The organism is Bacteroides ilei (genome assembly GCF_900128495.1).
Taxonomy (GTDB): domain Bacteria; phylum Bacteroidota; class Bacteroidia; order Bacteroidales; family Bacteroidaceae; genus Phocaeicola; species Phocaeicola ilei.
Window position 1 is genome coordinate 2,817,259 of sequence record NZ_LT635801.1, and the last position, 24,407, is coordinate 2,841,665.

18 protein-coding genes are annotated in these 24,407 nt (G+C 41.9%); 4 read left to right on the forward strand and 14 right to left on the reverse strand.

Annotation, left to right across the window (positions count from 1 at the left end):
* Positions 1-69: 69 nt before the first annotated feature.
* The 4 genes from BQ7489_RS12045 to BQ7489_RS12060 form a co-directional block, all read right to left on the reverse strand.
* Entirely contained in the window at positions 70-1,068 is a 999-nt protein-coding gene (locus BQ7489_RS12045) for a GIN domain-containing protein (RefSeq protein WP_072531201.1), read from the reverse strand.
* A 74-nt stretch (positions 1,069-1,142) separates the two neighbouring features.
* Positions 1,143-2,117 carry a phosphatase PAP2 family protein gene (locus tag BQ7489_RS12050; protein ID WP_072531202.1) on the reverse strand — a complete coding sequence of 325 codons (975 nt, stop codon included), beginning with the start codon at positions 2,115-2,117 and terminating at the stop codon, positions 1,143-1,145.
* Positions 2,108-3,118, reverse strand: coding sequence for an NAD-dependent epimerase/dehydratase family protein (locus tag BQ7489_RS12055; protein ID WP_072531203.1), 1,011 nt, complete (start codon positions 3,116-3,118; stop codon positions 2,108-2,110). The genes BQ7489_RS12050 and BQ7489_RS12055 overlap by 10 nt, the downstream gene beginning before the upstream one ends.
* Positions 3,119-3,122: 4 nt before the next feature.
* Positions 3,123-4,025 (reverse strand): cation diffusion facilitator family transporter, encoded by a 903-nt coding sequence (locus BQ7489_RS12060; RefSeq protein ID WP_072531204.1) that lies wholly within the window; start codon positions 4,023-4,025, stop codon positions 3,123-3,125.
* A gap of 163 nt (positions 4,026-4,188) precedes the next feature.
* Between BQ7489_RS12060 and rnr the strand changes: the two genes are divergently transcribed.
* Entirely contained in the window at positions 4,189-6,339 is a 2,151-nt protein-coding gene (gene rnr, locus BQ7489_RS12065; protein ID WP_072531205.1) for a ribonuclease R, read from the forward strand.
* 106 nt (positions 6,340-6,445) lie between these two features.
* Here rnr and tnpC read toward each other — a convergent pair whose 3' ends face one another.
* From tnpC to BQ7489_RS12090, 5 genes are all read right to left on the reverse strand, one after another.
* A complete protein-coding gene (tnpC, locus tag BQ7489_RS12070) occupies positions 6,446-8,011 on the reverse strand; it encodes an IS66 family transposase (RefSeq protein ID WP_072531206.1) in 1,566 nt (521 codons plus the stop codon).
* 77 nt (positions 8,012-8,088) lie between these two features.
* Positions 8,089-8,457, reverse strand: a complete 369-nt coding sequence (gene tnpB / locus BQ7489_RS12075; protein WP_072531207.1) for an IS66 family insertion sequence element accessory protein TnpB — start codon at positions 8,455-8,457, stop codon at positions 8,089-8,091.
* Complete coding sequence (locus BQ7489_RS12080) at positions 8,444-8,821, reverse strand: hypothetical protein (protein ID WP_227195382.1); 378 nt, start codon at positions 8,819-8,821, stop codon at positions 8,444-8,446. The genes tnpB and BQ7489_RS12080 overlap by 14 nt, the downstream gene beginning before the upstream one ends.
* A 326-nt stretch (positions 8,822-9,147) precedes the next feature.
* Entirely contained in the window at positions 9,148-11,496 is a 2,349-nt protein-coding gene (locus BQ7489_RS12085) for a RagB/SusD family nutrient uptake outer membrane protein (RefSeq protein WP_072531208.1), read from the reverse strand.
* Positions 11,497-11,517: 21 nt separating this feature from the next.
* The gene (locus BQ7489_RS12090) at positions 11,518-14,901 is read right to left on the reverse strand and encodes a SusC/RagA family TonB-linked outer membrane protein (RefSeq protein ID WP_072531209.1); all 3,384 of its coding nucleotides are present in this window, start codon (positions 14,899-14,901) and stop codon (positions 11,518-11,520) included.
* A gap of 464 nt (positions 14,902-15,365) precedes the next feature.
* Between BQ7489_RS12090 and BQ7489_RS12095 the strand changes: the two genes are divergently transcribed.
* On the forward strand, positions 15,366-17,225 hold the full coding sequence (locus tag BQ7489_RS12095; RefSeq protein ID WP_072531210.1) for a rhamnogalacturonan lyase: 1,860 nt from the start codon (positions 15,366-15,368) through the stop codon (positions 17,223-17,225).
* Positions 17,226-17,275: 50 nt separating this feature from the next.
* Here BQ7489_RS12095 and BQ7489_RS12100 read toward each other — a convergent pair whose 3' ends face one another.
* The 5 genes from BQ7489_RS12100 to aroQ form a co-directional block, all read right to left on the reverse strand.
* Complete coding sequence (locus tag BQ7489_RS12100; protein WP_072531211.1) at positions 17,276-18,505, reverse strand: FtsX-like permease family protein; 1,230 nt, start codon at positions 18,503-18,505, stop codon at positions 17,276-17,278.
* Between the two features lie 109 nt (positions 18,506-18,614).
* Positions 18,615-18,950, reverse strand: coding sequence for a 30S ribosome-binding factor RbfA (rbfA, locus tag BQ7489_RS12105; protein WP_072531212.1), 336 nt, complete (start codon positions 18,948-18,950; stop codon positions 18,615-18,617).
* A gap of 10 nt (positions 18,951-18,960) precedes the next feature.
* Positions 18,961-19,602: an O-methyltransferase gene (locus tag BQ7489_RS12110; RefSeq protein WP_072531213.1), complete on the reverse strand. Its 642-nt coding sequence runs from the start codon at positions 19,600-19,602 to the stop codon at positions 18,961-18,963.
* Between the two features lie 75 nt (positions 19,603-19,677).
* A complete protein-coding gene (gene pyk / locus BQ7489_RS12115; RefSeq protein WP_072531214.1) occupies positions 19,678-21,138 on the reverse strand; it encodes a pyruvate kinase in 1,461 nt (486 codons plus the stop codon).
* A gap of 11 nt (positions 21,139-21,149) precedes the next feature.
* Positions 21,150-21,575, reverse strand: coding sequence for a type II 3-dehydroquinate dehydratase (aroQ, locus tag BQ7489_RS12120; protein WP_072531215.1), 426 nt, complete (start codon positions 21,573-21,575; stop codon positions 21,150-21,152).
* Positions 21,576-21,641: 66 nt separating this feature from the next.
* Here aroQ and xerD point away from each other — a divergent pair, with 66 nt between their 5' ends.
* Together xerD and BQ7489_RS12130 are read left to right on the forward strand one after the other, a co-directional pair.
* On the forward strand, positions 21,642-22,562 hold the full coding sequence (gene xerD / locus BQ7489_RS12125; protein ID WP_072531216.1) for a site-specific tyrosine recombinase XerD: 921 nt from the start codon (positions 21,642-21,644) through the stop codon (positions 22,560-22,562).
* Between the two features lie 163 nt (positions 22,563-22,725).
* Entirely contained in the window at positions 22,726-24,402 is a 1,677-nt protein-coding gene (locus BQ7489_RS12130) for a tetratricopeptide repeat protein (RefSeq protein WP_072531217.1), read from the forward strand.
* The last annotated feature ends 5 nt before the right edge of the window (positions 24,403-24,407 follow it).

Consider the following 24,407-nt stretch of genomic DNA (forward strand, 5'->3'; position numbering starts at 1 on the left):
AAATAAAAAAGGTAAGGATATGCGGATAAAACCGGAACATATCCTTACCTTTTTCTCCTTATAATCTCCTTATAACCTGGAAACCTTCTTCACATCACCTGAAATATGCGCAGGGCTCCCTTTATAGCCGACACTACCTCCTGTCGATACCTTGACAGTAAGTGTTCCGGACGGATGGCAGGTAATATCGCCAGAAGTTGAAGCACTGGCCGTCACATTACCGGCCTTTACATTATCGGCCACCACATTACCACTGCTCGTCGCTGAAAAGACAGCATCCCGACAAGAACCGTTTTTCAAAACAATATCGCCCGACGAACTTGCTACAGCAGAAATATTTCCCGAACAAGTCACCGACTTAACCTCACAGCCTCCTGACGAAGAAGCTTCCATTTCCACATCGGCTGAGCTGACCAATGATCCCACATTACAGTCGCCCGATGAGGAAGCTGACAAGAAGAAAGCTCCGCCATCCAATTTATCAATATTGATATCACCGCTACTGGAAATATCCAAAGTAACCTTTCCATTACATACTACATCCGACAACTTGATGTCACCACTGCTTGAAGCCTCCATATCCAACTCCCCGCATTTGATGGCAGAAGCATCCACATCTCCCGAACTGGATGAATGGATGCGTACCGGCTTAGCCGTATTCAAAGCAGTACCTAACTTTATATCGGCCGAACTCGAAGCCGCAAAAGAAATGACTTCAGGAGCATATACACGGACTTCACATTTGCTGTCTCCCCATCTGACAGATTCTCCATTCTTCAACTTAATTCCGGCTTTCAGCTCACCGTCCGAAACAGCAACATCAATATAAGGCAATATATTTTCCGGTGCATAAATCTCAATGCGCGGACTGCCCGCAGTCTGATAATAAACCACATTGACCGATGCATAAGCTACAATTGATGTCACATGAGTGGCACTGACCTCCCGGGTTACATACGTCTTGCTGGGAACAATGGTTTTACCCGTTACAGCAAAACCGCAAGCGGAACATAGAAACAAAACCGCTACAAACATAAAGGAGCCTACAACTCCAACCGATGTCTTCATTTTTTATATGTTTTAATGTTTATCTACCCTTTAGACGCAATTCGCCACAAAAAGTAACACAAAAAATGAAAAAATCAACCCATCAGTTTAAATACCGGTGAAATAAACCAACGTTTATACATCAAAGTAGCCAGTTGATACACAAAAAATGCTGAAACAAATCCCACAATAGCATCAATCAGATAATGGGCCTGAATATAGACTGTAGCACAACACAACAAGATATAGAAGGGAGCCAGCACAAATGCCAGCTTCTTGCTGACACGCCATGCCATGATCATCACAATGGTAGAAATACCGACATGCGAACTCGGGAATGCAGCAGTAGGACGTTCACCCACTTCCTGTGAAGCCTCGACCAACCGATAAAAGAAGCCTTTATCAAAACCCGGTCCGGGAATCAGGTAATCATTGGTATTAAAATAATCCCCGATTGAAGGGAATATACATGCATTTATCTTATCCATACCTACGGCAGGAAAATAAAACTGAGGACCGGCAACCGGTAAAAGAATATAGATGAAATAATAGATGAAGAAAGACGTAACCAGCACAAAACAGATTTTCTCGAACCATTCGAAACGGAAAAGGAAATAATACACTACAACGACCAATATCATGGGATAATAACAGAAATATCCCATATTGAACGGTTCGCTGAACCATATGGAAGGACATAACCTGCTGAAGGTGACAGCCGGCTGACAACCGAATATAGCTTGCTCGGCATGTGCGAACAGATGATCCAGATTTGGAAACAAACGGTTAAATTCGAATGTATCGGGGTACCAATAGGCCAGTAATACCATCTGGACTGCCATACGGATAAAAGCTGTCAGACGGCAGGGGAATGCCTGATACAGATAAATCAGCACAAACGTCAATACAACGATTCCCAAACGTTCCAGCAACATCGTACCCGGATGGTCCATCCGTGCATATAACAACAATATCAATATGGAGGTAAGTGCATTATATATAAGACTGATTGCCTCTACAGCAAAAAGTCCTTTTCCACTTTCAACCCGTTCAAATAACTTTATAGCCATCCTTCTTTCTTATACCAAGCAATAGTTTCCTTAACGCCTTTATCCAACAAGTAATCGGCTTTATAGCCTAATTCCTTCTCCAGAGGTGTAATGTCACAACGCCAGTTACGCTGCTTCATAATCTTATATTTATCCAGATTCAACGTACTTCCCTTATGAAACAGCTTTGCAGCTTGTTCTGAAAAGAAAGAGATGACTTTCAGCAAGGGCAGAGGACAAGTAAAACGGATCCACCATGGATTTCCCAACTCCTTCCGGATCAGATCGGAAAAAGTACGGCTGTTATAGACTTTTCCGTCACTGACAAAATAAGATCTTCGGGAAACCTTTTTTTCAATAGCCAGATAAACAGCCTTGACCAGATCCTTTACATACACAAATGTGATATCCTGACGACGGAATCCCGCCGCTATATCCAAATGCCTGCTGATTGATTCAGCCATCAGATAATAGTCACGTTCACGGGGACCGTAAACCCCCGTAGGACGGAATATCACATAAGGAAAATCTTCCATTGAAAACAGAAACTCTTCCGAATGTAACTTACTTTTTCCGTAAGCCGTATTAGGATGAGGGGTATCCTGTTCACATATCGGCATATAATCTTTTTCATGAATCGGACCGAAAACACTCAGAGAACTGAGATAGATAAACCGTTCAGGTACCATATCCAGGCGGACCAACGTTTCGATGAAATGACGTGTTGCCCAATAATTTCCGATTTCAAAGTCAGCCTTATCACTACATTTGGTCACACCGGCACAATGGATGATATAATCCCATCCTCCATGCTCCAGTTTATGCTTCTGCAACTGTTCGGCCAGGTGGTCGGAATCAGTAAAATCAAGAACGGCAAAACGTATGTCCTGCTCCTGCAGATACTTGCGGCTGCTACTCTTCCTGACACCCGCCCAGACCTGCATTCCACGTTCCAGACCACCTTCAACCAGAAAACTGCCTATAAAGCCACTGGCTCCTGTAACCAAAACTTTTTTCTTCATCTGTTTATTTTTCGGGTTCTACATGAAGGCTCACATACGTTCCTTCACCGTATTTTTCTCTTAACTTACGCTCGACAGCAGTCGCTTTAGCGTGTGCCTCCGATAATTTCAGATTACCATCCATGCGGATATGTACATCAATGGCATAATGGCTGCCTATCCGACGTGTCCGGAGATGATGCGGCTCACTAACACCTTCTTCAGAAAGGACAATCTCGGTGATCTGTTTCTCCACTTCTTCAGGCAACGAACTTTCAAGCAATTCGTCCAGACAAGGTTTCAGCTGCATAATGGAGACCTTTATAATGAACAGACTCACAACTACAGCAGCTATAGGATCCAGTACCCTCCAATTTTCCCCTAAAATAATAGCTCCACCGATACCGACAGCCGTACCGATAGACGAAAAGGCATCGCTCCGGTGATGCCAGGCATTGGCTATTACAGCGGGGCTGTCAAACATCCGTCCTACCCGACGGGTATATTGAAACAATATTTCCTTAGACACGACAGAAACGACAGCTGCTCCTAAAGCAATCCAACCGGGAGAAGCTAACTTCTCACCGTTGATGAAAGCCATGATCTGTTCAGCTCCATTCCAAAAAATACCTACACCCACAGCCAATAATGCCACACCAATCAGCAAAGTGGCCAAAGTCTCATACTTACCATGCCCATAATCATGATTCTTATCGGCCGGTTTCCCGGAAACACGGACAAAGACAATCACAATTACGTCTGTTACCAAATCAGAAAGAGAATGTACGGCATCAGCTACCATTGCCGCACTATGCCCCAAGATTCCTGCAACAAATTTGCAAGCTACTAGCAGGACGTTTACAAAACTTCCTACCAAAGTCACTTTATAAAGTTCTTTCTCACGTAGAACTGCATCAGTTTTATCCATTCTTTCATTCCGTTAAAAACAGAGCACAAAGATAATGGTTTATATACATCTTTCCTTAAAATAAAACAAGTTATTGATGTGCCATTTCATTTATTTTGCTTACTTTGTACTAGTGATATCAATCAGATGCCATTTCATGAATATAAACTAAAATAGAGAAACTATGGCTAAAAACAAAAAAGAGAAAAAAGGCGGAAAAAGAATGAAGAAAAAAGAGCTGAGTGAGCTACTGATAAACTTCTTCCGTACCAAGCCAACAGAGAGTTTCAGCCTCAAACAGATATTCGTATCATTGCACCTTACTACACACCCACTGAAAATGCTTTGTGTAGATACTATCCAAGAAATGACAGAAGACAATTTCCTTCTCGAAACAGAGAAAGGCCATTACAAGCTCAATGACAAAGGTCAGATTCTGACTGGTACCTTTGTACGGAAAAGCAATGGAAAGAATTCATTTATCCCGGACAACGGAGGAGAACCGATTTTCATAGCCGAACGTAATTCAGGCCATGCCATGAACAATGACAAGGTAAAGGTAGCTTTATGTGCCAAACGTCGTCGTCATGATATAGAAGGACAAGTCATTGAGATACTGGAACATGCAAACAGTACGTTTGTCGGTACACTGAAAGTAAGCAAGAACTATGCATTTTTGCTTACGGAAAGCAGTACCCTTGCCAATGACATCTTTATCCCGAAAGAAAAGCTGAAAGGAGGCAAGGACGGCGATAAAGCTGTAGTAAAAATCATTGAATGGCCCGATGAAGCCAAGAACCCGTTTGGAGAAGTCATCGATATACTGGGTAAAGCCGGAGACAATACAACCGAAATGCATGCCATACTGGCAGAATACGGATTACCGTATACATACCCACAGAATGTAGAAGCAGCTGCCGACAAGATATCGGCAGAAATCACTCCACAAGACTATGCCGAACGGGAAGATTTCCGGGATGTCGTAACCTTTACTATCGACCCGAAAGACGCCAAGGATTTCGATGACGCCCTTTCCATCCGTCAGCTAAAACCAGGATTATGGGAGGTAGGTGTACACATAGCCGATGTATCACATTACGTGACCGAAGGCAGTGTCATCGACAAAGAGGCGGTAAAACGCGCTACATCCGTCTATCTTGTAGACCGTACCATACCGATGCTTCCGGAACGTCTATGTAATTTCATCTGTTCCCTCCGGCCGGATGAAGAAAAACTGGCTTATTCGGTCATTTTCGACATGAACGACAAAGCGGAAGTCAAAGACTACCGTATCCGCCATACCGTAATCAAGTCCAACCGACGCTTCACATACGAAGAAGCACAGAATATCATCGAAACCGGACAGGGAGATTATAAAGAGGAAATTCTGGAGTTAGACAAACTTGCCAAAATCTTACGCGAAAAACGGATGGCGGCCGGTGCAATCAATTTTGACCGTTGTGAAGTGAAATTCGAGATTGATGAGAAAGGCAAACCCCTCAGCGTCTATTTCAAGGTGTCCAAAGACGCCAACAAGCTGATTGAGGAATTCATGCTGCTAGCCAACCGTACCGTAGCCGAACATGTAGGAAAAACGCCTAAAAACAAAAAACCGAAAGTATTCCCTTACCGTATCCACGATCTGCCGGATCCCGACAAGCTCGACAATCTAAGTCAGTTTATAGCCCGATTCGGATACAAGATCCGTACCAGTGGAAGCAAAACCGAAGTGTCAAAATCATTGAACCGCCTGCTCAGTGATGTAACCGGTAAAAAAGAGCAGAATCTGATAGAGACCGTTTCACTGAGAGCCATGCAGAAGGCACGCTATTCTATCCATAACATCGGACACTACGGACTGGCCTTTGATTATTATACTCATTTTACCTCACCTATACGTCGTTATCCCGACCTGATGGTACATCGTCTGCTTACCCGATATGAGGCAGGCGGACGTACGGCCCAAGCCGATAAATATGAAGCCTTATGTGAACACAGTTCAGCAATGGAACAGACTGCCGCCAGCGCCGAACGCGCTTCTATCAAATACAAACAGGTAGAATTTATGGGAGAACGTATCGGAAACGTTTATGACGGAGTTATATCCGGTGTAACGGAATGGGGCCTCTATGTGGAAATCAACGAAAACAAATGTGAAGGAATGATATCCATGCGTGATCTGGGCAATGACTATTATGAATTCGACGAAAAGAATTATTGCTTGATAGGACGCCGCCATCACCGCAAATTCAGCCTAGGCGACCCGATCAAAATCAAAGTGGCCCGTGCTAATCTGGAAAAGAAACAATTGGATTTCGTACTGGCAGAAGAATAAAATCATATAGATTTCTGAAACGTAAGCATTCGGTAAACCACGTTGCAAATTTTGTGAATTAGTTCCGAATCGGTGTTATTTGTAGTCGATTCGGAACTAATAGTATCTATTCGGAACAAGTTTGATGGGATTTAGCCCAATCACGTGGTAGAAGTTCTTCCATATTCTTCTCATCCCTTTCATAATATGGGATTTTACTCAGGACATCTTCCATCCAGATTCTGGGGTCTACTTCTGCAGACTTGCAGGTGGCAATCAGTGAGTACACGATGGCAGCCCTGTATGCGGATGCGTCGTTGCCGCAGAACAGATAATTCTTTCTGCCCAAGGCCAAAGGTCTTATGGCATTTTCTATGCGGTTGTCATCAATTTCGATTCTTCCGTCGTTTACGTATCTGGAAAGCCTGGGAAGAAGCGTGTACGTATATTCGATGGCTTTACCCATGCGGCTTTTAGGAAGCACTCTGAGATAAGCATCCTGCAGCCACTTTTCAAATTCAAGTATCAGCGGATAGGCCTCACTGATACGTTTTTCCTTACGCTCTTCGGCTGCGAGTCCGGCATCATTGGCTTCAGATTCTATCTTGTACAGCTTGCCGATGTAGTGTATTGCCTGTGTGGCCAGGGTCCTGTTCTCTTCCAGGGCATCCACGTACTTCCTTCTGGCATGTGCCCAACAGCCGACCAGGGTGATTCCTTTCATCTGCTCGAACTGTTCGTAAGCTGCATAGCCGTCACATTGCACAATGCCACGGTAGCATCCCAGCAGTTCACGGGCTACCATCCCCGAACGGCTGCCACGGTCATAATGGAACATGACGTCCCCCGTGATGCCGTCGCGCACGCACCACTCATACCCTTTTTTCGCCTTATGTTTCTCATTGTCCATCACAGGAATGACACTCTCGTCCACTTGTATATACTCACTGGAGAGTATCTTCTGTTTGAGCAGGTTGTACAGCAGCTTGAGTTTCTCCACCGCCATTTCATACCATCCGCACATGGTAGATTCGCTTATGCTGATTCCTGATTCGCGATACTGCTGTATCAGACGGTAGAACGGGAGATGATACATGAACTTGCCGATGATAATGTCCGTCAGGACCGAGGCGCCTGCCATACATTTGCTGACCGGAACAAGAGGTAGCGGGTGAATCAGGATCTGCCTTTCCTCGGGGTATTTCTCCATATCGGATTTACTTATCACTTTGTGACGGACGGTCTTCAGGATATATACTTTTGCCGGAACACGTTCCAGGCGTGAACTCTCTTCCTTTCCGATTTCAATGAATTCATCCTTAAGCCTGCCTTCCTCGTCTGTTGTCCCTTCAGGGTAAAGATCAACAACCTCTACAGGCAGTGAGGAAGTGTCCAGAGACTTGCGGACCGGTTTTTCCTTGACTTTTATAGTTCTGGTGATTTCTTCTTCACTCTTGCGGACTTCCTTCTCCATCCGGGATATTTCCATGGAGGACATTTCCTCCTTTGAGAACAGAAACAGCTGGTTGGGATCAAGCGGAAGACTCTTCTCGCTCATCCGCCCAAAGACTTTTTTCCGGAGCCAGTAAAGGGATTGTTCCAGCGAGGAAACCCTGCTGATAAGCGCCGCTTTATCCTGACGGAGCTTCTCAATTTCTTCCAATAAGGCTTTTTCCTGTTCTTCTGTAAGCATCTGTATCTCATTGTTCTACAATGTAAATATACTAAAATCCAATGACATACAAAAGCGAATAGAGTAAAAATCCGATACTATTTTCGAAGTTTCTGCAGGTTTTCAAGTCTCGTGCGACGGGAGTCGCGGGCTTCCATGATACCCTCCACAATCATGACAAGTTCCCGCCATTCTATATTTGTACAGACCTCATTGTCGTTGGCAGAATCAGGCTTGCCTAAGGTACCGGCTTCCAGAAGTTTGGAATACAGCACCATGCCGCCCGGCTCCCAATGCAGGAGCTTTATGCGGTCACGGGCACGGTTTATGAAGATATATACGTTGCCGTTGCTGGGGTCCTGACCCATGGCGTCGGTAATGATACCGCTGAGAGTATGAAAGCTTTTGCGCATATCAGTCGGGCGGTTATACAACAGATAGCGCATACTGTCATTAAGGCTGAACATGGCTGCAGGCCTGGATGATTGAAAACAGTTCCTTTTCATTTAGCTCACCGCAAATGCGTATGGCAGTACCGGCCGGTGTACGTATTTCTATCTCTTTCAATCCGCTTGGCGGGATCGGTGCGTTTTTCTGTTTACGCCCGCTTGTTCCGGCAAATGAAGGAACAGGAACAAAAGATCCGCTGTGGGGAAGCTCGATAAACTCACCTTGAGCCGATTTACCCGATGATTGCTCGGCGGCATAACGGGATTTGCTGTCATAAAACCGCCATACAGGGATATTGAGCTCCTCTAATCTTGACTTATAAGTCACTTTGTGCTCTTTGCAGTAGTTCATTATCTCTACTACTTCTTCTCGTGTCATCATAACTTTGCTTTTTGGACGTAAAGTTAATGATGGAAGTTGGAGATAAAAATACGTGGTTTACCGAATGCTTACTCTGAAACAATCCCTCCAGACTGTCTGGCTTTTCAGTATGTAAGTCAGACAGTCTGGAGGGATTGTTGATTTCTAGGAATTATCTAAAGATATTTCATTAAAATAACAAAAGAAAGCCAACCAATTCGTACTTAACTTTTAGTATTACGAATTAGTTGGCTAACCTCATTTTCATCTTTATTGCCTAAGATATTACTGAAATATCATAAGAATATGAATTCTAAAACTTTAAATTCATGTCAATTAGTTACACATTAATTATTATAGCCATAATTTTGATAAGCTTTCTTTCCAGCCTCATCAAGAACATTGTTATTCTCGTCTGTATACAAATCAAGGGTTGCCTGTTTAAAGGGTTTCAAGGTATGATAAGGCTGTAAAAATCCTAAACCTTTACGTCCAGAAAGAGACCCATCACTAACTTCATTATCTGCTACTGGCCAATAATCAGGACCCTCAGTCAATGTAGATGCCTCCTTATTATGATACAATATACGAACATACTGCCAAGCAGAATGATGTAACCAATCATAATAAATCATTTCCATATTGAATTCACGAGCAACTTCATTCAAAATAAAATTCTGGAAACGATCAGTTTCACTTAAAGCACCACCTAAAATACTCTGCCCTGGATACATTTCCCGTACAGAAGCCTGAGAACTACCATCCCATGAAGTGGCATCAATCATCATCTTAGAAGAATAATCTTGAGTCACTGTATATGGGTAATGACGCTCAGATGACTCCAGATTTTCACTGCCTGGATACAAACGAGCAATTACTTCAGCACGTTTTTCACCTGGACGATATGCGGCACGTTCACGAACCTTATTAATATCAGCTATCGCATTTGAATATTGCCCTTTCAATCCATAAGCATTAGCACGAATCAAATAAGTTTCTGCAATACGGAAAATAGGAACATCACGTCCTGAATAATAAGTATCTGCTCCCGGACGATCTGGATCATCATATTTACGGGTTGCCGGCTGAGGTTCTTTGGACATGTTATTCAAACCACCATGATTTGTATGATCCAAATAAGGCTCGTTACCATTTCTCTGATTACGTACAGGACGATAATAATACTTTCCATCTTTTTTCACCCAACGTGCAAATAAGAAATAAGGTTGTGCTTCTGCCTCATCCAAATCAATAGCCGTTGCTTTAGTATTTTCCAAATAAGCATAAGCAAGATCACCTGAACCCATCTTATGTTCTCCAGCTACAGCCTGACGTCCACCCCACGACTGACGATCATAAGTCGGTAATATGTGTGAATTAAAATATGAAGCCTGCTCTTCAGTCCAAACATAAGTCCCATTTTGAGGATCATTATAAGCATAATAAGGCAGATTTGCAGCATAGCCACTCGCCCCTCCTGTTCCACGAAGAGCTGTTTCCATTTCAACCCAAAAAGACTTTTCAAAACGTGAATCAATCGTTTTATCCGCAAAAACATCAAACCCAAAATCGTTCGTCGAAGCAATATGGGAACGTCCACGATATGGATAATCACAACATGTTTCAGGAATCCCCCACAATGCGACCATATATGCCGGTGACAAGAAATACATTAAACGATTCCCATACCGGCCATTATTTCCATCAGTAGCCGGATAACCATATACACAAGAAAATATTATTTCCGGACTTGTTTCACCAGAGAAATCCCCACCTTTACGGACAAATAATGTTCCATAATCGTCAGCTAAAGCATAATGACCATCCTGATCAATTACATAATTGCTATAATAAATACAAGAATCCAAATCAGCAGAACCTGTGCCTTTATATAGCATACCCAAATATGATTTAGGATTAGTATTATCTATTGTACCATCCGAATTACGCCCATACTCAGCTGTTCCATAATCCTTACCCATATAACGATACAAATACAATTTTGCCAAGAAATGAGCGGCTGCTCCTTTTGTAGCTCTACCAAATTCACCAGAAGCCATTTCTGAAGCTGTAGGTAGATTATCAAAACCATAGCGAAGATCTGTAATTATTTGTCTATAAATAGATTCAGATGATTCACGTTTGAATGCATAACTACTTGGCAACCCAGTTGTATATGTACGCGGGAAATATACATCACCCAAGAATGTATTCATAATATAGATACAATAAGCACGATTAAACAAAGCCTCAGCTTTTGCACGGGCTGCGTCAGTTCCTGATGCATATTTACCGGGACCTTTTCCTTCATTAATAGTCTGAATAACACGATTACAGTTATTAATAGTAGGATAATATCCTAGCATCTGACTACTTGTATATTCAGCACAAAGGCCATCCATATTATTAGCAGGAGCTCCAGTAGAACTCCAAACAGAAGCTGAATAATTAGAGGTTGTGGCTCCAGCAGCCGTCATATTATCGACCCCAAGAAAATATGTTGACGGCCCCTGTGTATATTGTTTAGATTGACGGAAAGCATCATAAGTCGCAGTAATCAATTCACCCATTCCTTTTTCGGTATTGAAGTAATCCTGAGTAATAGTAGATACCATCTCTTCTTCCAAAAAGTTATCGGTACAGGAAGCCAACGAGACTGCTGCCACAGAAAATAAAATATATTTATTAAATTTCATAATTACTAAATTAAATATTAATTAAAATCCAAGACGAATACCAATTACATAACTACGTGTTAACATCGTATTATTTGTCTGTCCACCTGTAGTTTCTCCTTCTGAGTTAAAATTAGTCCATCCTGTAATATCATCAGGATTAATACCTGCTTTTACCAACTCACCACCCCAAATAAACGGATTCAAGCATTGAGCATAAATCTGACATTTATTAATACCAGCCTTATTCAACCAACGTTGTGGGAAATTATATGAAAGCGAGATATTACGTAATGCAACCATATTACCCTTAGTATAGCTCATATATTTACTATAATCTGTTACTCCAGTATATGTACCGCCACTATATTGAACAGGATATTTACCATCCGGATTATCCACACTCCACAAATCTGTTTCAACACGACGCCCTAACGTCTGTGTCAAACCATAATACAAACCTCCGAAACGTCCATAGAAAAATGCACTTAACTCCCAATCTTTATAGGTAAAAGTAGTAGTAAATCCTGCCGAACATTTTGGAGACCAATGTCCCAGATGCTTCTTATCATCATCATTGATAGTACCAAAGCCATTATCTTCATATGTCACAGTTTCTGTATGAGAATTTCCCTCAGTATCTGTCCATGTAATATTAGCAGTTTTTGCACCTTCCGTTCCTACTGGAACTTCAACAAGAGGTTGGTCTTCAATCATCGCCATACCAGGTTTCATGGTAATACCATTTTCTTTATATAAAGCTAACAAACGTAAATCACTATCTGTATTCTGCCACAAACGATCATATTTATAATTCCATACATTATCAATCGGGCGACCAATAAACCAACCATTAGCAGTATCATCAACCTTACCATTAGCCAATTCTACAATCCAACCTTTATTTGTAGAGAATGAAAAATCAGTTTTCCATGTAAAATCACTAGTGCTGACATTTACAGTAGATAATGTAAACTCAAAACCACGGTTGGCTGTTTTACCAACATTTGTACGAATTGATGTATAACCTAAAATACCAGGAATAGCTTTCGACAAAATCAAATCACGAGTACGGGCCTCATAGTATTCGATACTACCACTAATACGATTGTTCAAAAAACCAAAATCAATACCAACATTAGTTGAAGCAGTCTTCTCCCATCCTAACTCAAGATTTGGTAATACATTAGCCTTAGCTCCATTAGAAATTACTGTTGAATTACCTTCGCCAAAAAATTTACCTGCTCCTGATGCAGTCATAGCACCAGATGTCTGATATGGACTTACAGAAGCATTACCAGTAACACCATAACCTACACGAAGCTTTAATTGATCAAGCCATGAGATATTTTTCATAAAAGACTCTTCACTAATCTTCCATGCCAAAGCAGCTGACGGAAAGAAATCCCATTTATTACCTAAAGCTAATACAGAAGCACCATCCCAACGACCTGTTAATGTCAACAAATAACGATCTTTGAAATTATAATTCACACGTCCCATGTAAGAAGCACGAGTTTGTTTAGAATAAGAAGAACCAATGCCATTACGAGTTGTATCAGAATTAGCCAATGCATACCACAAAGCCGTAGGGAAAGTACAACTATATGCACGATAATCCATACCTTCTGTACGATACATTTCAGCCGACTGCATCAATGTCAATCCAATTGTATGGGCATCTAAGAATGTTTTATTATAAAAAACCATATTCTCCAAAGTCCAAGAAATACTAGAATCCTGATCATTGTATGCTGTATTTGGAGCATAAGCTGAATTCTCCAACGGATTAGAAAATTCCTCACCATAATAACTACCATAACGAGAATTACGAGTTTGAGCTCCTAAATTTGTACGCCATTTAACACCGTCTAACGGTGTCCATATTTTCCCAAAATCAATATCCAGATGTGAACTAAGCAACATAGATGTTACACGCGTTTCATTTATGGCCTTATCAATATCCCATGCAGGATTATGCTCCAAACCATTATTAGATCCAACACCTTGTATAGGGTTACCATTTTCATCAAAAGCCGGATAAATAGGCAATAACGTCAATGCATAACTATATGAATCTTTTGCACCAGTATTTGATGAAGAGCTATTATTAATAATACCATAATTCTGTATAGAATGGCTTGCCTTAATCCCCATACCAACAGTCAACCAAGGCATAGGAGTAATTTCACCACTAATATTAGCAGAATAACGCTTATAATCCTGATCCTTCAAGGCAGCCTGTTGATCCAAATAAGCTAAAGATAAATACAGATTAGAGGTTTCTGTACCAGACGAAAGTGAAATCTGGTGATTTTGTGTAATACCTGTACGAGTAACCAATTTGGTCCAGTCTGTAGTCTCATAAGCACTAGGATTATATACTGGAACCTGCGCTGCATAACCTTTAGCTATTTCCTCTGGAGTTGCATTACGCATTACATAATTACCGCTCGTATCCTTTTGCCAAGCACGGTCAAAATTCACTTTGGCTTCCGGTGTATTACCCAAGTCAAAAATATTAGCTATTTGATCAGGATCTGGAGCTGTACCATATTTACCTGGATAATTATCTGAATTTATCAATTTCTGCATTTGCCAATCAACATACTCTCCCGAATCCATCCAATCAGTCATAGAACCAATTTTTGAGAAAGTAACATTTCCACTATAAGAAATAGAAGCTTTTCCTTTAATTCCCTTTTTAGTGGTAATAAGTACGACACCATTTGCACCACGAGAACCATAAATAGCTGTAGCTGAGGCATCCTTCAAAATTTCCATTGATTCAATATCATTAGGATTCAAATCTGCCATTGACCCAGCAGTCAAAGGTATACCATCTACAACATAAAGAGGATCATTAGAATTATCAATAGAACGTGTACCACGAATACGAACATCCCCTAATTGTCCAGGACGACTATTGGTAGAAATTTCTACACCGGCAGCCTTTCCCTGCATTGCTTGTAATGCATTCTGCACCGGCCGTTCTTCAATAACAGATGAGGTTACACGAGTTAAAGCCCCTGTAACATCACTTTTCTTCATAGTACCATAACCTACTACTACAACTTCATCTAAGACCTCTGTATCATCCAACAACGTCACATTAAATACAGATTGTCCCTTTACTGGAATGGCCTGTGTTTTATAACCAACAAAGCTAATTTCCAAAACGGCATCATCAGAAACATTAGATAAGGTAAACTTACCATCCATATCAGTAATTGTACCATTAGTAGTCCCTTGGACTAACACACTTGCACCAATCACCGTTTCGCCAGTTTTGTCAAGTACTGTACCTGACACACTCTTACCTTGTGCATAAGCAGTCATCGCAACTACTGACAACAAGATTAGAAAAAATAAACGCTGCATCAAACAAGAGCCGCGCAACAGAATAGACATCTTCCTGTCTTTCATACTTCTAAATTATTAAGTTAAACAAAAGTTAGGGCTATTATATAACAATCGTTATTTTTTTGGTCACAAAATTATTTCCAATTTTATTAATACGGCATAGAAAATTGTATATAAAACATGGGAAAAACGACCATGAAATTAGTTTCTAAGTCTTTAACAGAAATTATTAGTATTGTCCCGTCAAAATCGGAATACAAATAAAATACGTTTATTTTATATAAATAACAATCTTTTAGACTTAGCAATCTTATAAATTATTTTAAAAACGCATAAAACAATTTATTAATAGTCCATAAATATCCATAAAATAAAGATTTATTACCTCCAATATGCCTAATTAAAAATTTCTGTTCACAGTATAAAAATACTCCAGAGTCCTTTTATCCAGCTTTTCTACACAATAATACAGAATGGACATACAAAATACCTCTATATTTATTTTTTCAACCTCTAAAGTTTGATATATGAAATACAAAACATTATTATTCTGCCTCATGATGGGGTGCACATTCCCCATCCATCTTGGTGCACAACCCTATAACGGAGAAAAGCTTTCACGAGGATTTGTCGGAATTTCTGACGGACATGGCATGCAACTAAGCTGGAGAATGTTCATTACAGACAAGACCGACATGCCATTCGACATCTACCGGTCTACCGGCAAAGGCAAAGCAATCAAACTGAACCCAGCCCCCATTACACAGACATCCGACTTTCAGGATATGTCGGTCAACTGGGAGAAAGACAATACCTGGATTCTTAAAAGCGGAAGCAAAGAACTCGCCCGCTTCAGCCGGCAAGCCGGCTCTCCCAAACCCTATTTATCTATCCCTATCCAACGTCCTGAAGGCGGCACAATAGCTGGCGAGATCTATGAATACAAGGCAAACGACTGTTCAATAGGAGACCTTGACGGAGACGGCGAATACGAAATCGTATTAAAATGGGACCCTACGAATTCTAAAAGACCACCACAAAAAGGTTTCACCGCCAATACAATCATAGATGCCTATAAAATGGACGGCACACATTTATGGCGTATTGATCTGGGACCTAATATCCGTTCGGGAGCAGCTACAACCAATCTGCTGGTATTCGACTTCGACGGAAACGGACAGGCCGAGTTATGCTGTAAAACAGGGGACGGAACGATAGACGGTACGGGCAATTCTATAGGTGATCCCAAAGCAGACTGGCGTACTTACGAAAAAACAAGTCCGACCTACGGTAAAATTGTACAAGGACCGGAATACATCACAATATTCGACGGGAAAACCGGCAAGGCCTTAGATACGGAAATTTATATTCCCACACGCTATCCACTTGACGGTTGGGGAGGCATCGGCGGAAATTGCGGGAACGATAATACAGGAGGACGTTCCGACCGTTTTACAGCAACTATAGCTTTTCTGGACGGCAAGACCCCTTCACCTATAATGATAAGAGGATGGTATGGACGTACTGTAATGGCAGCATGGACCTTTACAGACGGAAAACTCAGACACAAATGGACCTTCGACAGCGCCTTACCGGAATGGAATGGATATTCAGGTATGGGAAATCACAATCTGACAACTGCCGATTTCGACCAGGACGGATACGACGAAATCTGCGTAGGTGCAATGACCGTTGACCATAACGGAAAAGGACTTTACACAACCGGATTACGTCATGGCGATGCCATCCATGTGGGTGACCTGATTCCTGCCCGTCCGGGACTTGAAGTATTTGGTGTACATGAGAATGAAGGGAATAATCCAATTGTAAAACGAACTCCCGCAGTGGCCATGTTCGACGGAAAAACCGGGGAAATCATCTGGAAAGACGGACTGGGTGCAGATGCGGGAAGAGGTGTATCAGCCGACGTTGACCCACGCTTTCCCGGATCCGAGTGTTGGAGCAACCTGCCCGGACTCCGTAAAGCAGATACCGGAGACATAATCTCCAAGAACAAACCGGCTTCCTGTAATTTTATCGTATACTGGGACGCCGACCACCTGTCGGAGCTGCTTGACCACACCTCTATCAGCAAATGGAATTGGGAAACACAGACAACAGATCTTCTTATGAAGGCGGAAGGTGTAGTCTCCAATAATGGGACAAAAGGAAATCCCTCTCTCTCCGGAGATATTTTGGGAGACTGGCGGGAAGAAGTCATATGGCCATCGGAAGACCAAAATGAATTGCGTATCTATATAACTCCGATTCCAGCAAAAGACCGCCGTGCCACTTTAATGCAGGACCGCCAGTACAGATTATCCGTTGCCTGGCAGAATGTAGGCTATAACCAGCCACCCCACCTGAGTTTCCGGTTGAATCCCTAAAAAACCAGATACAACTGCCTTCATCTTTACAGATACAAAGGCAGTTGTATCTACTTATTTAACAGACGCCGGCTCAAGAAACGTATCGGGTACCATACAGACAAGGAACCGATTACCAGAACAGTAACAAAAATCAGGACAACATCCCATACATGGACACTTACGGGATAAGCATCTACTACAAAACTACCGGAATTTCCCAAGGAAATAAGGCCGTATTCCTGTTGCAACCAGCAAAGGACCAATCCCAATATGACCCCGATAAAAGCTCCTAAGAACGAAATCATCCGGCCTTCAAATAGAAAGATACGTATTATCTGTCTATCGTTTGCTCCCAAATTACGCAACGTTACCACATCGTCACGCTTATCAATAATCAGCATTGACAACGAACCGATAACATTGAAACACGCAATCATCAATATAAAGGTAAGGAAAAGGTAAGAAATCAATTTCTCGATTTCCATAATGCGGAACGTATCCGACTGCTGCTCATAGCGGTCTTCGACCCGGAAATCATCTCCCAGAATATCACTGATCTGTTCCTTTACAGAACGCTCATTGGCTTCAGACTTCAATTTCAGGTTTATAGCACTGACTTCATCGGTGTATTGAAAAAGTTTCCGTGCAAAACGTAAAGACGTAAGTATATAAGCGGCATCATACTTTTCCTGATTCACGGCGAAAACCAAGCCAGACGAGAACAGATTCCCCGTTACGAAACTGGAAGATGGATTGGCTATATTCACTTTGGCTCCTCTACGGGGAGCATATATTTCCAAAGGATCCAAAAAACGGATGCCGGTACCCAACGTAGAAAGGAACTGGATACCCGGAATGGCATAATCAGCCACTTCATCATGCAGAATCAGATCTCCGCGTCCGAACAGGATACTGTCAATGGGAGTAAGCTGTTCAAAATTATCTTCTACACCTTTGATTGTAGCCATCGACTGCCGCCCCAGATATTGGACCATAGCATAATCTTCCAACGATTCTGAAGCCACCTCTATGGAAGGAAGTTCCTTGACTTTCAGTATACGTGGATCCTGCCCGCTGAAAACCTTACCCTTTACCGCCGTTATTTTCAACTGAGGATCAAAAGCCGTAAAGAATGTCGCCACCAGATCCTGGAAACCGTTAAAGACCGACAAAGTACACACCAAGGCCAATGTAGCCAAAGCAACACCACATACCGAAATGGCTGAAATCACATTAATTGCATTATGCGACTTTTTCGAGAACAAGTACCGGCGGGCTATATAGAATGGAAAATTCATGCTTCTAACTAATATGACTTGATGAAAAAACAACGGAGAACAAGGAATACGGCCTATACACCTTATATATTATATTCCCTATTCTCCGCCATTTTCATTATGACAACTATTATTTTTTCAACAGCTCGTCTATGTGGGCTGCATAATCCAAGGAGTCGTCCACAAAGAATTTCAGTTCCGGAATAATACGCAACTGATGACGTACCCGGTTCCCCAATTCAAAACGGATAGACTTCATGTTATCATTGATATTCTTAACAATTTCCGCACTCCGCTCCGAAGGGAATACACTCAGATAAACACGGGCATAACTCATATCAGGACTGATGCGTACAATACTGACAGAAACCAGCACACCGTGCATGGCTTTCGTCTGCAGCAGAAAGATCTCGCTCAGCTCCTTCTGGATCAGACGAGCAATCTTATTTTGTCTGGTAGTTTCCATAATACATCTTTTATTTTTTACGAATAATGGTCAAACCGTCACGTAAAGGCAAAATCACCTTCTCTACACGTGAATCGGTAGCGACCAGATCATTAAATTTCTTGATTCCGATAGTCTGTGTATCGGTATGATGAGGTTCTTCTTCCAGAACATGCCCATCCCACAACGTATTGTCGGCTATAATATAACCTCCGGAAGGCATCTTCTTCAGAATCATTTCGTAATACTCCACATAAAAACGTTTGTTCCCGTCAACAAAAGCCAAATCGAACATTATATCCATATCAGGCACAATCTTCAGGGCATCACCTATATAGAACTTTATTTTATCGGCATAAGGAGAATTTTCCAACCACGGACGGGTAAAGTCCTCCTGCTCGTCGTTGATTTCAAACGTATGAAGCATTGCCCCTTCTTCCAATCCTTCGGCCAGACATAAAGCAGAGTATCCGCTGTAAGTACCAATTTCCAATACCTGTTTCGGACGTATCATCTGTACAAACATTTTCAACATCCTTCCCTGCAGATGCCCGGAAGCCATACGCGGACGCAACAACTTTACATGGGTAGCACGATATAAAGCTTTCAAATAATCACTTTCTTCATCAATATGATGAAGTATATACTCATCCAAAGCGTCCGTTTCTTTCATCTCTTTAATCTTGCTCCGTTAAAAAGGAAGTTAAAGAAAAGCCTTACCTTCCTCATTTCTATTCTGATCCGTCAATTACAGATAACGGTTACGGTTAGGCAGAACATATTCACCGGCATTATCCAATACATCCTGTACCTGATTGATTTCAAGGAACGATGTCTTGGTTCCCGCTTTACCGCCGCTCAAATAAGCCACCATATCATTCTTCGACAGGACACCGTCATCCAACAACTTACGTAATGCTGTGAAGTAGTATTCCTGACCATTTGCCTTTTCCGGCATATAAATAGCTTCCACTCCATAAGATAAAGCCAGATGACGCATGGTCTTTTCTTTATAACAGATAGCCAGTACAGGATATTTTCCACGGAATGCAGCCAGGTTACGTGCAGTCAAACCACTGAAACTGTCAGTAATGATGGCCCGGATAGGCATCAACGTAGTTGCACGTACCGCCTGCTTGGCCAGGAAACTGGTAACATCCGTATTTTCAGGAGTCAATGGAATAGGTATATCATTTTCTTCCATCTTATCCTTTTCGGCCTGAGCTGCCACCTTAGCCATTGTCTTGACAGCCTCTACCGGGTATTTGCCGTAAGCCGTTTCACCGCTCAGCATCAACGCATCTGTACGATAATAGATAGCATTGGCAATATCCGTTACCTCCGCACGGGTAGGACGAGGATTATTGATCATGGTATGAAGCATCTGGGTAGCCACAATAACCGGCTTCTTGGCCAAAATACATTTCTTGATCAACTTACGCTGAATTCCCGGAATACGTTCCTGAGGGACCTCAATACCCAAGTCACCACGGGCTACCATTACGCCGTCGGCAACTTCGAGAATCTCATCGATATTATCTACACCTTCCTGATTCTCAATCTTGGCAATAATTTTAATATCACTGTGATGGGCATCCAGAATCTCACGGATATCCAAGACATCCTGCTTGTTACGTACAAATGAATGAGCTATGAAATCAATGTCCTTTTCTATGGCATAAAGGATATTGTTACGGTCTTTTTCTGTCAAGGAAGGCAGATTGATGCGGACACCCGGAACATTTACACTCTTGCGGCTTCCCAAAGTGGCATCGTTACATACTTCACAGAACAAGGCCTCATCATTCTTGTCGACAACAACCATATCCAGCTCACCGTCATCCATCAGGACATGGGCACCGACCGACAAATCATGAACGAAGTCGGGATAACTCACTGCAATACAATCATGAGTGGTTCCCTGCTCAGGTTTACCTACAATCTGGGTCTTATCACCAGTCTTGAAATCAATCGGACCTTCCACACAAGCTGTTGTACGGACTTCCGGACCTTTGGTATCCATCAAAATGCCGATACGGTTTGAAACTTCACGGACATTCTTGATCAGTTTCTCAAACCCTTCACGGTTTGCATGAGCGGTATTCATACGCACAACATTCATTCCCGCATTGAACAAGTCTCTGATAAAATCCACTTCACAGCGTAAGTCCGAAATGGACGCAACGATTTTGGTTTGTTTAAGCATCATAATATATAAATTTATTTTTTTGCATGTAAAAGAGCTTCTACTCCCAATCTATATGAATCCAGGCCAAAGCCACAGATTACCCCCATACAGGCACATGAAATCATCGATTTATGACGAAACTCTTCACGAGTATGGACATTCGATATATGTACCTCAATTACCGGTGTTGTCACTGCACGAATCGCATCCTGCAAAGCAATGGATGTATGGGTATACGCTCCCGCATTCAAAACTATTCCATCATAAGAAAAGCCGACTTCATGAATTTTATTGATCATTTCACCTTCCACATTCGACTGATAATAATCAAATTCAACAGAAGGATACATCTCTTTCAGATCGGCCAGATAGTCCTCAAAAGATCTGGACCCATAAATGGTAGGTTCCCGTTTCCCCAACAGATTGATATTGGGACCATTGATTATTTGTATTCTCATATACGGTTCAAAACAAAAACTTTAATAACTTTGTTGAGAAATCTGGCACAAAGTTACGAAAAAGAAATGAAAACTCACGAGAAATCCGAGAAGATAATAATAAAGTATAAACAATACTTGAAACTGGAAAAATCATTGTCGGAAAATACCATACAGGCTTATCTTACAGATCTCGACAAACTGCTCGCCTTCTTCACTCTGGAAAACATCGATTATACACAAGCGACCCTGGAAGATCTGGAAAACTTTTCGGCAGGACTTCACGACATCGGAATCCACCCGCGTTCACAAGCAAGAATCTTGTCAGGAGTACGTTCATTCTACCGGTTTCTTCTTCTTGAAGACTACATAGAACAAGACCCTTCAGAACTGTTGGAATCACCCCAAATAGGGCAGCATCTGCCAGATGTACTTACCGTAGCGGAAATAGACAGCCTGATAGGATCGATTGACCGAAGTACAAAGGAAGGCCAGCGTAACCGTGCCATCCTTGAAACACTTTACAGCTGCGGGTTACGTGTTTCCGAATTATGCAACCTGAAGATATCCGACCTTTATCTGAACGAACAGTTTATAAAAGTTGAAGGAAAAGGCAGCAAGCAACGTCTGGTACCCATTTCACCGAGAGCAATCAATGAAATCAGAAATTATTTCATTGACCGCAACCAAACTCTGATCAAACCCGGATACGAAGACTATGTATTCATCAGCCGGTTCGGAAAAAACATCTCCCGCATCATGGTATTCCACATTATCAAAGAATTAGCCGACAAAATAGGACTTAAAAAGACCATCAGTCCGCATACTTTCCGTCATTCTTTTGCCACCCACCTGCTGGAAGGTGGGGCCAACCTGCGTGCCATCCAATGCATGCTCGGGCATGAAAGTATCGGAACGACTGAAATCTATACCCATATTGACCGGAATATGCTCCGACAAGAAATTATAGAACACCACCCACGCAACAACAAGCAATATGTTAAATGAAAAAATCTGATTTTAATATTTTTTTTAATATTTCCCCGAAAAAATAGGATAAAAAGTTAATACGTAATATAGTTTTTCTTATCTTTGCCCCTAGGTAGCTCGAAATATGAAAACAACTAGATAAAAGATAAAAATTTAATATACAAACCTAACATTAAAAATCATGATTAAAAAGTTGTATTTGCCGTTAGTGGCATTGTTAGTACTTGCTCTCTCTTCTTGTAGCAAGATGGGTGAGCTGTCTTCCGACTACTTCACCACAAATCCGGAAGTTTTGGAAGCTATCGGTGGTAAAGTTCCTGTTACCATTACAGGTAAATTCCCTGAGAAATACTTCAAGAAAAATGCAATCGTTGAAGTTACTCCTGTCTTGAGATGGGAAGGTGGCGAAGCTAAAGGCCAGCCAGCAACATTCCAGGGCGAAAAAGTACAGGGCAACGACCAGACTATTTCTTACAAGACTGGTGGTACCTATACAATGAAAGCTTCTTTTGATTATGTTCCAGAAATGGCTAAATCAGAACTGTATCTTGATTTCAAGATCAAGAAAGGTAAAAAGGAATACACTATTCCTTCTGTAAAAATCGCTGATGGTGTAATCGCTACATCTGAACTGCCTACAGTTGCTTCTGCAAATGCAGCTGAAGCTCAGGATGCTTACCAGCGTATCATCAAGCAGGCTCAGCAGGCTAACATCATGTTCTTGATCCAGCAGGCTAACTTGCGTGCAAGCGAACTGAAATCAGATAGCTTGGCTGCATTCAACAAGAAAGTGGTTGAAGTTGCAGGCGATACAAAGAACTTCAAACTGAACAATATCGAAATCTCAGCTTATGCTTCTCCTGATGGTGGTGTTAAACTGAATACCGGTTTGGCTGAAAAACGTCAGAACAACACAGAATCTTACTTGAACAAACAATTGAAGAAAGGTAAGATTGAAACTGAAGTTGACGCTAAATATACTGCTCAGGACTGGGAAGGTTTCCAGGAATTGGTTTCTAAATCAAACATCCAGGATAAGGATCTGATCTTACGTGTTCTCTCTATGTATCAAGATCCGGAACAGCGCGAAACAGAAATCAAGAACATCTCATCTGTTTACAAGACTTTGGCTGACGAAATCCTGCCTCAGTTGCGTCGTGCACGCTTGACAGCCAACTACGATGTAATCGGCCGTAGCGATGAAGAAATCAATGCTGCATTCGATCAGGATGCTAAAGTATTGAGCGTAGAAGAATTGCTTTACGCTGCAACTCTTACTAACGACAATGCCCGTAAAGAAGCTATCTATAAGAAAACTGTAGAACTTTATCCGAATGACTGCCGTGCATACAACAATCTGGGTATGTTGGCATACGCTGCCGGTGATAAGGTTGCTGCTGAAAACTACTTCAAACAAGCTTTGGCCAAGAATGCAAATTCTGCAGAAGCTAACACCAACATGGGTCTTTGTGAATTGGTTAAAGGTAACGTAGCTGACGCTGAAACTTACTTGAGCAAATCAACCGGTGCTAACTCAGCTAATGAAGCATTGGGTAACCTGTATATCAAACAAGGTCAGTACGACCGTGCTGTAAACGCATTCGGTGACACCAAGACAAACTCTGCAGCTTTGGCTCAGATCCTTGCAAAAGACTACAACAAAGCTAAGAGTACTTTGGAAGCAGTCAAGAATCCGGACGCTTACACTGATTACCTGATGGCTATTGTAGGTGCTAGAACCAACAATGCCGACTTGGTAAAATCAAGCATGGCTAAGGTAGCTCAGAAAGATGCTACATTGGCTGCAAAAGCTCAGAATGACCGCGAATTCGCCAAATATGCTAACGAAATCAAATAATATCT